General features: G+C 61.2%; 13 protein-coding genes. 9 read left to right on the top strand and 4 right to left on the bottom strand.

Features of this window, described 5'->3' with window-relative positions:
- Positions 1-385: 385 nt before the first annotated feature.
- Positions 386-745, bottom strand: a complete 360-nt coding sequence (locus AC3WLM_RS19540) for a hypothetical protein (RefSeq protein ID WP_492478533.1) — start codon at positions 743-745, stop codon at positions 386-388.
- Positions 746-1015: 270 nt separating this feature from the next.
- Here AC3WLM_RS19540 and AC3WLM_RS19535 point away from each other — a divergent pair, with 270 nt between their 5' ends.
- The 8 genes from AC3WLM_RS19535 (at position 1016) to AC3WLM_RS19500 (ending at position 8767) form a co-directional block, all read left to right on the top strand.
- Positions 1016-1852 carry an IS5 family transposase gene (locus AC3WLM_RS19535; protein WP_066554070.1) on the top strand — a complete coding sequence of 279 codons (837 nt, stop codon included), beginning with the start codon at positions 1016-1018 and terminating at the stop codon, positions 1850-1852.
- A 114-nt stretch (positions 1853-1966) separates the two neighbouring features.
- Positions 1967-2356 carry a MarR family transcriptional regulator gene (locus tag AC3WLM_RS19530; protein ID WP_492478532.1) on the top strand — a complete coding sequence of 130 codons (390 nt, stop codon included), beginning with the start codon at positions 1967-1969 and terminating at the stop codon, positions 2354-2356.
- Positions 2357-2992: 636 nt separating this feature from the next.
- Positions 2993-3193, top strand: a complete 201-nt coding sequence (locus AC3WLM_RS19525) for a hypothetical protein (protein ID WP_492478531.1) — start codon at positions 2993-2995, stop codon at positions 3191-3193.
- 838 nt (positions 3194-4031) lie between these two features.
- Positions 4032-4322, top strand: coding sequence for a winged helix DNA-binding protein (locus AC3WLM_RS19520; protein ID WP_162896217.1), 291 nt, complete (start codon positions 4032-4034; stop codon positions 4320-4322).
- Positions 4323-4789: 467 nt separating this feature from the next.
- Complete coding sequence (locus tag AC3WLM_RS19515) at positions 4790-5146, top strand: hypothetical protein (protein ID WP_492478530.1); 357 nt, start codon at positions 4790-4792, stop codon at positions 5144-5146.
- Between the two features lie 673 nt (positions 5147-5819).
- The gene (locus tag AC3WLM_RS19510) at positions 5820-6875 is read left to right on the top strand and encodes a hypothetical protein (protein WP_492478529.1); all 1056 of its coding nucleotides are present in this window, start codon (positions 5820-5822) and stop codon (positions 6873-6875) included.
- Between the two features lie 802 nt (positions 6876-7677).
- Positions 7678-8364 carry a ParA family protein gene (locus AC3WLM_RS19505; RefSeq protein WP_492478528.1) on the top strand — a complete coding sequence of 229 codons (687 nt, stop codon included), beginning with the start codon at positions 7678-7680 and terminating at the stop codon, positions 8362-8364.
- Positions 8357-8767, top strand: a complete 411-nt coding sequence (locus AC3WLM_RS19500; RefSeq protein WP_492478527.1) for a hypothetical protein — start codon at positions 8357-8359, stop codon at positions 8765-8767. The genes AC3WLM_RS19505 and AC3WLM_RS19500 overlap by 8 nt, the downstream gene beginning before the upstream one ends.
- 81 nt (positions 8768-8848) lie before the next feature.
- Here AC3WLM_RS19500 and AC3WLM_RS19495 read toward each other — a convergent pair whose 3' ends face one another.
- Positions 8849-10009 carry a replication initiation protein gene (locus AC3WLM_RS19495; RefSeq protein WP_492478526.1) on the bottom strand — a complete coding sequence of 387 codons (1161 nt, stop codon included), beginning with the start codon at positions 10007-10009 and terminating at the stop codon, positions 8849-8851.
- Positions 10010-10815: 806 nt separating this feature from the next.
- Entirely contained in the window at positions 10816-11616 is an 801-nt protein-coding gene (locus AC3WLM_RS19490) for a hypothetical protein (RefSeq protein ID WP_492478525.1), read from the bottom strand.
- A gap of 1074 nt (positions 11617-12690) precedes the next feature.
- Between AC3WLM_RS19490 and AC3WLM_RS19485 the strand changes: the two genes are divergently transcribed.
- Complete coding sequence (locus AC3WLM_RS19485; protein ID WP_492478524.1) at positions 12691-12834, top strand: hypothetical protein; 144 nt, start codon at positions 12691-12693, stop codon at positions 12832-12834.
- Positions 12835-13167: 333 nt separating this feature from the next.
- Here AC3WLM_RS19485 and istB read toward each other — a convergent pair.
- Positions 13168-13896 (bottom strand): IS21-like element helper ATPase IstB (gene istB, locus AC3WLM_RS19480; protein WP_492478075.1); only part of this gene is annotated, 729 nt, incomplete at its 5' end.

The raw sequence follows: 13896 nt of genomic DNA, 5'->3' as shown, positions 1-13896 counted from the left end.
CCATCGCAGGGGACGGCGCCGGTTTGCCGCAACGCCAACCACGCATCAACCTCGTGTGGCCTGCCCGGTCATGATCTGCTTTTGGGGTGGTATGCCAGGGTGCCGGGACAAACAGGCAAAGGTCCCAGCCCGGGCCCAGGGAGATCGATCTCCCGGCCGTTACGTCACGAGGTTGGATCGGATCCAGCCTTCACGAACAAGCGACTTTCCACGCAAGTGTCCGGCGTCACGACAAAGCACCGCCGTGGGCTGAAGGCAGCGCGCAACAGGAACCAGCCAACGCTGCAACAGATGACAACCGGACGTGCCGGGCGCATGGTACGGGCAGAACGCAAGACATCAACGCAAACCCGCTTTGTGGCAGCACGATGTGGCTCGCTCGCGGTCACTTCACCGGCGCTGCATGCAGATGGGCAAAGCTTTCCAATCCAGGCTGGATCGGTAGCAGAGGCTGCGTTGCGCTCCCTTGCGCCGCGTTACGTTGCGTGACGTTATGGTACGGCACACGCGCGCGCAAAGCCTGCCCGACAGGCCCGGCCCGGGCATCGTCCTGGCAAAGCTTGCGCACCGCCCCGGGCGGCCCCCTGCAACTTTGGGAAGGGTTGCGTCCCGACAGGGTCGCGCTGGAGACGACGTTACGTAACGCCTTCGCGCGGCGATCGACCGTGATGGACAGCCTTTCGCGCGGGGCATTGCATGAGGTTGGCAGGGCAGCCCCCATTCCGGCCTCGAGGGTCTTGGCCATGCGCAAGGTCTTTCAACCATGCAGAACCCCGCCACTGTTTCGCGACACCTGCGATCGGCCTCGTTCGAATCGCGTTCCGGGCATTGGCGGTGCGTCCGGCAAGCACTGTTTGCCAGCACAGCCTTCGCCAAGGCGACCCCTGATGCTTGGATGAGCTTCGCTACTTAGAGCCCGATCCGAAACTAAGTTGAGTGGTATCAGTGGGTTAGCTTGACGACCCGCCCAGTCGTTGATTCAGGGGTTTCGCCAAAAACTACCTGGGATACAACGATGTGGACCGATACCACTCGCGCTCTCCATGCGCGAAGCATGCTAGCTTTACCAACAGATTTAACCGATGCCGAATGGGCTTTCTTCGAGCCACTTCTTCCTCCACCAGCAAAGACAGGTCGACCACGGAAGTGGGAGATGCGCCGGATTGTTGAGGCCATCTTCTATCTGCTCCGGGGTGGGCTGCCATGGCGAATGCTGCCACCTTGCTTTCCACCGGTCTCAACGGTGCGACGCTGGTTCTACATATGGCGCGATACTGGGCTATGGCAGGCCTTGAACCATGGCCTTCTTATGCTGGTCCGTGAAGCACAGGGGCGTGAGGCCTCGCCCAGCGCCGGTGTGATCGACAGCCAGAGCGTCAAAACCACTGAAAGTGGCGGACCTCGGGGCTACGATGCTGGAAAGAAGATCAAAGGCCGCAAGCGTCACATCCTAACCGACACCGAGGGCAATCTGGTTCACGCCGTCGTCCATACCGCTGACATTCAGGATCGCGATGGAGCTCCGATGGTCTTGGGCGGCGTCATCAAGCGGTTTCCCTGGCTGCGGCACGTGTTCGCTGATGGCGGATATGCTGGCCAGAAACTGAAGGATGCCCTGAAGCCTTTGGGTAGCTGGATGATCGCAATCATCAAACGCTCCGACACGGTCAAGGGCTTCGAAGTCTTGCCCCGCCGGTGGGTTGTCGAAAGGACAATCGCCTGGCTCAACCGAAATCGCCGACTTGCCAAGGACTTCGAGCAGACCATCGCATCTGCCACCGCTTGGCTCTTCGCGGCCTCGGTACAAGCCTTCATCCGGCGTGCCGCAAGACACTGTCATTCAACAAATTAGTTTCGAATCCGACTCTTACATTTCACAATATACTTTTGTATGTATTGCCAGTCACTGAATTATCTGTGAATATTGTTAAAGTAATGTCACAAAATGACGAGGGACTGCAAGAGCATGATTTTGCACGATATTGCTGTGGCCTACCGAAATTTCATGCACTTACGACACGCCATCATGCCGATGGGCGCCCCAAGCGATCCGGCTTTGAGCATTCTGGTTGAATTGTTCATCGCCGTGGACAATCGCAGGTGCTTGAGCGTAGGTGATGTCGCCTTGCTGACCGGAATTGCTTCCACCACGTCCCTGCGCTGGATCCGGCAGCTGGAACACCAAGGCCTGGTCAACAGGCAATCAGATCCGGCCGACCAGCGCCGGATTTTTCTGAAACTGACCCCAGATGGTCATGCGCTTGCCGAACAGGTCCTGCGCAGCCTTGCTGAGCAATTCGCCCCGTTACGTAACGCCTTTGCTGCGGGTAGCGGCCTGCGCCGGTCCGCAAGGTAGCAGGGGCTACCGTTCAGGGACGCTCCCGGCCAGGTCGCATCGGCCTTGTCGAAGCGCGCAATGCCCTCGTGACGGCCCTGCCGGTCGCTGCGTCACGTAACGCGGTCCTTTGTCTCGTTATACGCAATGCCCCTCCTGCTGCGGGCATGCCCGCGCCAGCCCCGGTGATGCTGACCTGCAGCGGCAAGCCTTTGGCCCAGCTCGTTGCGCGCCCCTCTTTACCGCAAGTCTCGTTACGTAACATGCATAAAATCGTTACGTAACGATCAGAAGCGCGGGCATTGCCCAGGCGCGCAAATCCATCGCCCGCCCTGCTCTCTCAAGCCTCGCGGCCAAGCCTGCGCCTCGAGGCAGCACAAAGCGTTGCGCAGCAGACCGTCACGCAGTGGTGCTGCGCTGCTCAGGCCGAAGCGAGTGCACTTCGCAATCGCAAAAGCAGGAAGCCATGGGCCGAGGAAACATCAGATGGGGCCGAACGAAGGGATGTACCCGGCCAAGGACTTTGCTGCAGGAAAGCTCCGGATCCAAGGAGGTCGTCGCCCCGCCACGCAAGGACCTGCACCATAAGCATCTATCCCGAATTGCCCCGCCAGATCGGCTTTGCTAGCTTGCCCTCCCGGAAGGCAGTCTGGAAAGATGCAGATGCGCAAACAAGCCAATGGCAGATCAATGTCCGCCACCCTGCGCGGGCCGGTTTCGGCGTGCATCCATCGGATAGCCGCCACAAGCGAAGTCCTGCAACTTCATGAAGAAGCGCTGCAATGGGCCGAAGCCAGCGTGAAAAGCGCGCAGCCTGCCAACGATGCGTTTGATCAATGGCGACCCGGTTCCTGGTGAGCCGGATCTGAAGGCCACCTCGGATTATCGACAGGCCCAAGCGGACTTCTCCTGCAAGGAGCCACTCGCAGTGCCTCGGATTCGCGTGGGAACGCCCTGCCCATGAGCAAGCCAGATGTCGCAGACATCGACCCGGGGCACCTCGAGCATGCCTGCAAACAAAGCCGAACGACTGCCCCTGCGCCCTGAAGGTTCTGGTGCGGGCCGGCACGTAGCCCGTACCAGTGGCACTGACGCAAGGTTTGAGGGCCTGTGCCCGTGTCGTCCCTGTGCCAGTGTCCTCCCTGTTCTCGTGTCGTCCCTGTGCTCGTGGCGTCAAGGCCTGCTGCCCTGGCATGCCCGCCCCTTGCGGGCCACTGCATCTGGAGCAGCAATGCAAAACTGATGCGCTTGGCAAGATCTCTCCGCCCAAGCCCATGGCGACGTGCGTTGCGCAACGGTGCCGTTGAAGGCGGCAGAGCCTGCCCTCGAACACGAGACACGCCCCCTGGCGATACTCATCCAGCAACGCGCGCCGCCGACCTTCTCCCATAGTCTGGCAAAGCAAAGGATTTGTCGGGAAATCGCAGGAAGGCCTTGCCCTGCCAGACCTGCTTTCCAGCAAGGTGCAGCCATATCCCGAGCCCCGTGTAATCGATGGCGCTTTTGCAATAGCTTCATCCAACCTCTACCTTTTGAACGTCCTGTGCGATAGATATTCAGGCAGCGAGAGCTGGAGATGGCTCTTGTAAACTTTAGTCATAGATTCACGAGCCCCGAATTGCCTTCTCCTGTGAATTTGCGCGCAATTGCCACTGCCTATCGCGACTCCTTGCATTCCAGGCAGACAATTCTGCCAATGGGTCCACCTGTCAGTGCGCCCTGGAGCATTCTGCTCGAATTGTACCTCAACGCCGAGCGATACATCCCACTAAGCCTTGGTGACATGGCCTTGCTCACCGGGATCGCCCCCACCACCTCGCTGGACTGGCTTCACAAGTTGTCAAGGATGGGCCTTGTTGCCAAGGTGCCCGACCCTGGCGACGGGCGACGTTTCCATGTCTCGCTTACGCCGCAAGGGACCGAGGTTACCGAACAGCTCCTGTCTGACCTTGCACGGGTCTTTGTCCATTCGCGAAATGCGCAATGATCATCGCTCCCCGCAACTGGTTCGGGCAGCCCATGCATCGCCATGCGCCGCCCACGGCGATCGCCGTGCCCGGCCGGCGCAGCTCCCGCCCACTTTCGCCCCCCTGCCCGTTCGTACAGTTCGGTTCATCCTGCAACGCACAGGCCTGCGGGTGCATTCATCCTGGCCATGGCGAGATCGGGATGCCGAGCGCCCGGATTCCGGGCCTTTCTGGCAAGATGCCAGCGATATCGGCGTCGCAAAGGGTACGGCAGCGGTTGCCGACAGGCTGTGGCTCATGCGCCACGATCGCCGCCTGGCAGCGTTGGCCAATCATTCCAACGATCAGGCAAAGCCCGCTTGCCCCCCCTGGCGACACCTGCACTGCCGTCATCTTCCGCAACCCGGTGCGCGGCAGCAACAGCCGATCCATGGACTATCGTGGTCTTGCACCCGCCTTGCGAACCCGCCGTGGGAAGCACTGAACAATGGAAGATGACGAAGGCGTCCTTGATCTGGCGCTAGCCTACCGTGAGCACTTGCGCCTGCGCGAACGTGTGCTTTGCCGCCAGGCTTCCTGCCATCCTGCCTGGTCCTTGCTGATCGAGCTCCTGATCGCGCAGCTCCGTAAGGAAACGCTGAGCGTGAGCACGCTGACCCGGGCCGCAGGAATCAGGAATACGACAGCGCTTCGGTGGATAGACTGGCTGCAAGGCCGCCGGTTGATCGAACGGCGTCCTGATCCGCAAAACCGCGTGCGCGCTTTCATCACGCTTTCCGCACAAGGGAGCAAGGTGGTCAAGGCCATGCTCGTTGACATGGTTGCCAATTTCGACGTGCTTTAGCGGACGGTCGATCCAGTCGGACGTCACGCATTACGCATTGGCCATAACAATCCCCCTGCCTCCTGCCCCCTCGTCCCCTGCCCCCCTGCCCCCCCTGCCCCTTGGCCCCTTGGCCCCTGGCTCGCACTCTTTCTTTGGCGCGACACCCATTGCGGGCCAGCGCCCCTGGCCAGCGTCGAGATGCAAGGCATGGCGCGCATGCAGCAGCCAGCCACTCTGGTACAAAAATGGTCGATGAGCTCTGGCGTTGGCGCGCCAGCGTGCCCCTGCTGGAGTTCAAACCGCGGAGTCGAGGCATATCGAGGTTCCCCCGAGCCTGTCGCACCGCGCGCTCCCGCCAGGCCTTTCAGGGCAGCTCTCATCGCGGGGCATTGCCAGGTTGCGGCAGGACCGGTCCGGCTGAAACGGTCCTTTCGGGGGGCATTGCGGGCCGCTAGCCGGAATATCTAAGATCTTGTATAGCAAAGTAGGGTTAGCTTAACACGGCCAATAAGCCATTGGTAAATATAGAGGATTCTGTCGGTTCCTGGCAATGCCATATCCTGATTCACTTCTCGACCCCGGTGCGGGCATCCAACTTTGCGAACTCGAGGCCTGCCTCAAGCTCGGTCGCCTCGATGGGTCAGTGGTAATGTGTCTACCGCCGGTTCGACGGCTTGTGGCCCTGCGCAGCTTGCGCAATCTGCTCATGTCGGCGCTGACCGGTGAAGGCCACGAATTCACCGAGCATCGTTTTCATGCCTGGTTTGCCGGGCTTTCGACCCTCAGTGACGAACCGGCATTGGGCAAGCGCGACCCCAGAGCCATCTGTGAGACCATGCTTACAGAACTTGGCCATAGCAGCTGGCAGGATCTGGCCGAGATTGCGCTTCGCTTCAAGAGCGCGCTGCTCGCCCCATCGGACCTTGGAGGAAGCGAGGATCATCCTGGCTCTGATCACAGCGACATTCACACAATCATCGATGGAGCCCGCAGCTTGGTCGGTCAGTTGCCGCCCTCCCCCGACCCATTGGCCGATTTGTCGCATCTCCACCGGTCCCTTGGCGAGAGCGTGCTGTTCGCACCTGTGCAACGTCATCACCAGACGCTCGTGCTTGGTCAGCTGAATGTGACGGTCGAGCGCCATCCTGGCCCCTCCCCTTGCTGGGCACTCGACATGGTTTGGGGCGAGCGCTGGCAGAAAGCCGGCATACTGACCTTGGCTCTCCCCTTCCCCGGGCTTATCCGTCTTGAGGCGGTGACGCTGCTTGCATCGCATGATCCATCGGACAGTCTCGACGGGCGAGGCAGGATTGCCATGGCATTGCGGGATGCCGCGCAACACCTGCAGCAGGATATTGTCGCTGCAGGCGTAGCCTGTGACCGGATCGAAGCCCTTCGGACCGGCAGGCGCGCAAGCTCCAAGGGCCCTGCCCTGCTCGAGTTGCTTCACGGTTTTGGCCCCTTGCGCTCGTCTCAGATCGAGAACCTGCTGAGCGTAACCAGGCTCGGTGCACGCAGCATTCTGTGCGGACTTTTGGAAAGCGGCTTTGTGGCGCGGACAAAGGTCTGTGGTGTCTGGTTATTCGGCCCGACTCTGCCGACGCGCCAGCTTGACCCCGTTTCGCATGATGCAAACGGTGGTTTTGCATTCTCCGCGGCTGCGATCGGTGAGTACGATGCATCCATGGCGGATATTGACAGGCTTCTGGCGCGTTTTGGTGCCGATAACGCTGGCGAATGCGATTAGCCGGTCCTGCGACCGCGTTGGGTGGTTTGCCGTCAGCGCTTGGCTTCGCGACTCCAAGCATCGTTTGGACACGGCCACGAAGGTCCGGGTCTTTATGTGTTCTTGGGGATGGAGTGTTGCAACCGGGCCCGAATGCGTTGGCAAGGTTGTAGCCTGGGGGTGTGGCGATTGGAGGGAACTCTTGATGTCCCTCCCGAGGCGGTCAGTGTCGGAGAGCCCTCCCCCACTTGCTGCGCGTTCGTGTGAGACGCAATGCTTGTTCGGCATGGCGCGGCGGACATTGCCGCAAGCGAATTCTGGGTGATCTTCCCATGGCGCTGGCCTGATCTCAGCTGGCGATGGCTGCTTTTCCGGCGATAGGGAGCGTAGCCTTTCCGGCCGGCCGTTTCATTAAGTATCTAGAAGTAAAGAATTTTTTATGGGCACACGGGCGCGCTGCATTGTGCCGCGCGTAGTGCCGCGCGGCACAATGCAGTGACGGATGCGCCTGCAACCTCGAAGCACTCCGCACATGCGTACGCGCCTTGCCACTTACGTTAGATGCCGCCATCGCATAGTGATGTACATCAACGAGCGCGTCCAACCATGCTTCTGGCAGCGAAGGTAGCCGCGAGGTTGATGTCGAGAGCGAATGCAAGCTTCATCTCGCTTCTCGTTGCACATCATGCAGCGCATACGAAGGCGACTGCAATGCCGCGTGCACATCCTGACGCGCATTGCAAAGCCCGTTGTGTCGCGCTATTGACGTCGCATAGCAGCGCGCCGGTGCAAGCGAGCGCCAGCGCCAAAGCGAGAGGCAAGTGTGCCAGTAGTTACAATCGCGCAAAGCAAGGGCGGAGCAGGCAAGACCACGCTGGCGCTCGCCCTTGCATCGGAGTTCGACGCCCTTGGCGGTACCGTCCACATGCTGGACGCCGACCGCCAGAACAGCCTGATGAACTGGCATCGTGATCGCCAGGCCACAGGCAAGGGGGAGGGGAGCGCGATCGTGGTCGAGGATGCCTCGCAGCTGCGCGATGCCGACATCGGCAACGCCATTGCCAGGGCCAGAAGCCTTGCCCAGCTGGTCATTGTCGATTCCGAAGGGACCTCGAACTTCAAGACGGCCTATGCTGCGATGGATTCCGACTTCGTGGTCATCCCGACACGTTCGAGCCGGCTCGACCTCGAGCGTACCGTCGAGACCAGCGACATGCTCACGCGCATGTGTCGGGGTGTCCCTTTTCGCGTCCTCATTACCCAGACAGGGCAGGTGGCGCGATCAAAGGCGGAATGGGAAATCGATGCCCAGATCGCCAATGCACTACCGACATTTCCCGACAAGATGCACATGCTCGATGCCTACCGGGCAATGTCAAATTTCCGCCTGACCTTGTCCGAGGTAGAAACCGCAGGTCTGGCCCGCACCGAAAAGGCAAGGCGCATCGCCCAGGCCATCCTTGCCCAGATCCTGACGGAAATTAAGACGAAGGACAGCAACAATGGCTGACGCAGGACGCGACACACCAAGCCCCCTTGGCGACATCATCGGCCAGACCCGCCAGCGCCTGGCGGGCGAGGACCCGGCAAGCCTGCTCAAATCGCTTGTCGCGGAAACAGCGCCAGCGCCTGTCGCAACGCCACCTGCTTCAGTTCACCAACCGTTGCGGCCCCAACCGGCACCGACAAGCCTGCCTGGCAACTACTTTGCGCAGATCCCGGCCGATCTGAGCGTTACGCCAAAGCGCAAGCCGGTGAGGGGGCCTGCGCGAACGCTGCACATCAGCATGCGGCTGTCACCGCCTGAACGCGATCGCCTGGTGCGGTGGTGCGACGCACGAAACCTCAGCCTTCCGGACGGAATTGTTGCACTGCTCGATCTGGTCGAAAGCGAGACGCAAGGGGAGGGCTGAGGCCAGCCGAACGTCTCGCGCAGGGCCGGCAGCCTGCCGATCGCACGCCATGGCTCGCGCTTTATGTGAGGGAAGGGGGGCTCAAACCTTTCCGCGGACCCTGACAAAGCCACGGCAGAAGCCCTCGAAGGACTTGTACAGTGCCTCGCCTGCAAGTTTCTCCAGTCGAGCCCCCATTTGCTCACGATAAGCCTGGGCTATCAGGTCCTTGTCCCAGCCACCGCCGAAATCACCCAGGATCGCAAGCAGGCGATTGTCCCCGCAGAAATGCAGCGAACCTTCCGGGAAAAGCTGCCGGCTTGCAGGTGGCAGCGGAACCTTCCTTGGCTCACGGGACTTTGCCGGGGGGAGGGGAGGTGCCAGGGCTTCCAGTGTCTCGGTTGTCCCTTCGCGTCTCGCACGCCGTCCCACTTTGGGCCGGTCAAGCTCGCGCGCCGCTTCCTCCTGGGCCGAGGAATCCTTGGGCAAGAATGTCATCTTCACCGATTGCACAGGACGGCCACGCCCCGAGCCCCGAATCTCCTCCCACTCGACCGTGAAATCGGCAAGCTGATCGATCTCGGCCTTCGACTTGGCCAGGACCTCCCGCCGCAGCTCGGCGAAGTTCTTGAGACTTCCCTCAGGCACGCCGATCCGGCGACGCAACTCCTCGACGCTCATGCGCACCGTGCGATTCTGGCGATTGATGATCAGGCAACCCAGGTCATAGATCGTCAGTGAATAGCGCGACTGCAGCGCCAGCATCACGCCAAGGTTCACCCGCGCATAATAATCGGAGCGCTGGATCACACGCTTGAAGTTCTCCGAAAATTCGAACTCGACGACGCTCAGGCCATCTTCGGAAACTTCCTCGACACAGCTGGCAAGAAGGGACTGCGACATGATCGCCGGCTTGCCCTTGCGCGTCGTCGTGCGAATGCGAACGATAACTCGCAGCAGCTCGTCCATGACCGGCTGAATGCGCTCGTTGCCCTTGTGCGAGCCACGCAACTCCTTCTTCGTGATGGTGAATGTCTTGTCAGACCCGGCGTCCGGCCCGGCCTTGCGCAACATCAGCGCGAAGGCCTTGCGCGCCGCCGCGCTGAGCGAACCGGTTTCAAATTCGGATTCGACAAGCTCGCCGGGCTTGCTGACAAACTCGAGATCGCGCCTGCGGATGACATCGGCAACCCTGAGTGTCCGCCCGAGACCCTCAAGATCCTCTTGCAGCTGCAGCTCTTCCGTGGCCGAATCAACTTCCATGTGAGGAGCGTAACATCTCGTCCTCTCAAAGAGAACATCCCCCCCGATCACTCACATAGACAAGCCGGATCGAACACGGCCCGGTCGTGCAAGCCAGGAAGGGACGTGCACGCCAGGCATACCCCGGAGCCCTGCAGTCGTCACGTCTGCTACCGCGATCGAGCACCCCCGTAACCTCATGTAGTCGTTGCAATGCCATGACCCGCAAGCCCGGCGCTGCAAGAAGTAGCGCCCTGTTCTGTCTGCATCAAACCGCGACCTGGAGCCAGGCTCGTACCCATCCCCCAAGACCTCATGTTGTCAAACCCACCCCCGGTTCCTCACACTAACCGTCTCGCACAGGGTCCGCTGGGCTCGACACGCTATCGCACAGTCGCGACCACAGGTGCGGCCCAAGCCCCCGCGTACTCACATAAAGACCGCCAGGCCGGTGGGACTCCCCCCATGACTCATGTAAAAACAGGCTCTCAGCCAAGCTACGGACAAAAAAGGCCGTGTTTGAAGGCGATACCGCGCGCTTTGGAGAAGGTAACTGCAACTCCCCCAAGACCTCACACAATCCCCCGATTCCTCAAGACATGGCCCCCGCCAGCACATGCTGAAGCCCCCAAGGCCTCATCCAGTCGCCCCCGCAATCTCACAATGACTCGGACAAAAGCACGATAAACCGGGCCTTTTGGGGCTCCGAATCCTAGAATCTGGAATCAGGAGAAGACTCCCCGAGCAATGCTCGGGCATCTTTATTCCTGGATTCCCGACAGGAGACAGCACCTGACACAGAGCATGGCAGCCGCGCGCAAAGCCGGTCAGCAGCGCAGGGCAAGCCTGACAAGGTCGGCACATAGTTCGTCAAAGCCTGTCGTCCCGGGGACATACGTCAGCCTTTCATTGCCAGGCGAAACCACGAAGCCCGGCTCGGGACGATCGGCAGCGCAGGGCAGGCAGATGATCTCGAACTCTTGCCTGAGCCCATTGCCGCACAGACGGCCGGTAAAGACCTGTACCGGACCCTCAGCGCCAAGCTGACGAGCAATCTGCAACGCCGCGCCGTGACAATCGAGACGCTCCATGATTGCGGCCAGGCAATCCAGCATGTCCCTCTCGTGACTGCAGGCGAGGGGCGTGAACTGGTCACGGCGCCAGACCGGTACCACCGCAGCAGATCTCGGCTGCGGGGTGCCCGGCCAATCGAACTCAGCGCATACCAGCGCCAGATATGGTCCTTGACCCACCGGCATCGCGTGGGAAGCCGATCCGCTGACACCATCGCGAAGATCAATCCGCCTGCCTGAACGTAGATACAAGGCGCGAGCGTTTGCTGCCTCGACCACGACCAGCACGAAAAATCGCGGTGCGCGCGCGCCGATGGCCTTCCAGAACGCGCCAGACAAGGCTTCTGGACCGATGAACAGGCAGTCGCGCAACTGAACGCCGTCTGTAAGCCAGAACGGTTCCGTAGCGCCAAGCAAGCGGTCCATCTGGAGATGCGCCCCGCGTTCGGCAAGAGCTTCAATATCGAGGCGACCCATCCTGGCGCTGGCCAGCAGGTCCATCAGGCGCAGGTAGAGGGAAGAGCGAACCGGTTGCCTCGCCGCGGCAAGGTCCATTTCGGGTCCGGTCTCAAAAGGGTATCGACCGTACGCCATCTGCAACACACTCCGTGCCGGCCCATCCTGGCGCTGCCAGCCAGCACGACGATGCCATTTTCACCAGGGAAAACAAGCAGATCTGTACCTGGCAGGTCTGACAGGCTACAGGTGCCATGAAGGCAAGTCCCGGGCACGTCGGTCCCGGGCAGGCAGGTCCTGATCAGGCAAGGACAACGATGCCGATCTGGCCGTTTCAGGGTCATCGCGCCGACTGCCCTGCGGGATTACGCCAAGGATGGCAGGGGTATGGCCTGGGGTCTCAGGATGCCGCCAGATCGATCAAGCGACATGCCATCTGGGCAAGGGCGAGTCCGAAAATCAGACCGAACTCTGCAAGAAGCAGGAAGTTGCCCCGGTGAGCACACCTGCAGGTGCCCGAACGCTGGGAATTGGGCTTTCCCTCGCGCGCTTTGCCAGGGGTAGCTGGCAGAACTGGAGACCCTGCTTCGATCATCGGTACGCTCGCAGCGGAGATTGCACCTGCTTCAACCCATCTGCGTGCTCGCACAGACCGGCCGAGCTGGCAATACGGTGTCAACGCAGCACCTGAGGCTCGATCGTCTATCGGTAGCGAGCGGGCGAGGGCCGGGTAAGGAGGGCCGAGTAGCGAGGGACTGCACCTCTCGAGCGCTCCTGGTGCGCTGACAAATGGGCATTGCCGAGACAAAAAAATGCCGCAGCGACACGGGAGGACGCTGCGGCCAGACTCCGATCGGCCCACTCTGGACAAGGATTTTGGGGCGGGTCGGGCCCGATCGCTCGTGTCGTTATCCACGCTCCGCCCATATTTTGCCACAACTTTCGCCACGAGACTGGTTGAAGTTCGAAGCACCCGGCTTCGCTCTGCCAGGGGCCTCACGACCAGCCTGGTTTCTCAGCACTGGTTTGTCGGCCCTGGTGCGTCGGCCCTGGTTCGTCGGCATTGCCGTTTACATGAGAGATCGGGGGCAGCCGTCGCCCGGCATTGCCTTTCGCTGCGCCGCAAGGCTGGTAAGAAGCGGCAGAGCCTGTCGCGGTGGGGGAGATACCATGATGGGTGGACAGCGGCCTGTGGTGCGGCAGGGGCCAGCGCGCCTTGCCAAGCATATCGACTTGGTTTTCGGCCCCAACAAGGGCGTCGATGTCGATCGATGGAAGCGGACATCGCCGCTCGGGCTGAGCTACGAGCCGCAATAGATGCTCAGCGCGGACGAGGTAACGCGTCTCATGGGCGGCGCCTGCCAGTTCATCAAGCAGGCGAAATCCGCCTAGCGATGGCTCACAGCTGGTAGGCGACACGGAGCCGCTCGGCGACTTCTTCGCGTGTCAACCGGCGCGCAAATTTGACCCCCTATCGGCGTCCAAAATTGACCCCAGCTGATTGTTGTTTTGGCGGTTATCCCGGTAGTCCATAGGAGGGCCCCGCGGACGACGACGCGCGCCGTCAGGAGCGCTGGCGGCGGCGTCCGTGGGAGGTACCTGTGGACCCACCGGGTTAACCGCCGGGGATGGGGGTCCGGGGGAAGGGGTTCAGCTGCGGTGTTTGAACCGCCAGCTGTCGTTGCCCGTCTCGATAATATCGCAATGGTGGGTAATGCGATCGAGCAGCGCCGTCGTCATTTTGGCATCGTGGAACACGCTCGGCCATTCGCCGAACGCCAGGTTGGTGGTGATGATCACCGAGGTCTTTTCGTAGAGCTTGCTGATCAGGTGGAACAGCATCTGGCCGCCTGATCGGGCGAACGGCAGATATCCCAGCTCATCAAGCACGACGAGGTCGAGCCGGGCTAGTTGCGCTGCAAGGCTGCCTGCCTTGGCCTGACGGGCCTCTTCCTCGAGCCGATTGACCAGATCGACGGTGTTAAAGAACCGCCCTCGTGCCCCGGCACGGACCACGGCGGCAGCGATGGCAAGGGCCAGGTGCGTCTTGCCGGTGCCGGTGCCGCCGACCAGCACGATATTACGCTGTTCAGGCAGGAACGATCCGGCGTGTAGAGAACGAACCAGCCCTTCATTGATCGGTGTATCGTCGAACACGAAGCCATCCAGATCCTTGATCGCAGGCAGGCGGGCTGCGGTCATGCGGTAACGGATCGACGCTGCTTCGCGGTGTGCAACTTCAGCATGCAGGAGGTCGCCCAACATCTCCATCACGGAGCGGTCGCGGCGGATGCCATGGGTGACCGCATCGTCGAAGGCTGCGACCATGCCCTTCAAGCCCAGCCCCTTCAGGGCGCTGATCATCTCATGCCGCTGCAT

This window comes from Novosphingobium sp. FW305-C-30-35 (assembly GCF_058783135.1).
The sequence above is the reverse complement of the archived record's forward strand: the minus strand, read 5'-3'. Positions and strand labels throughout refer to the sequence as shown.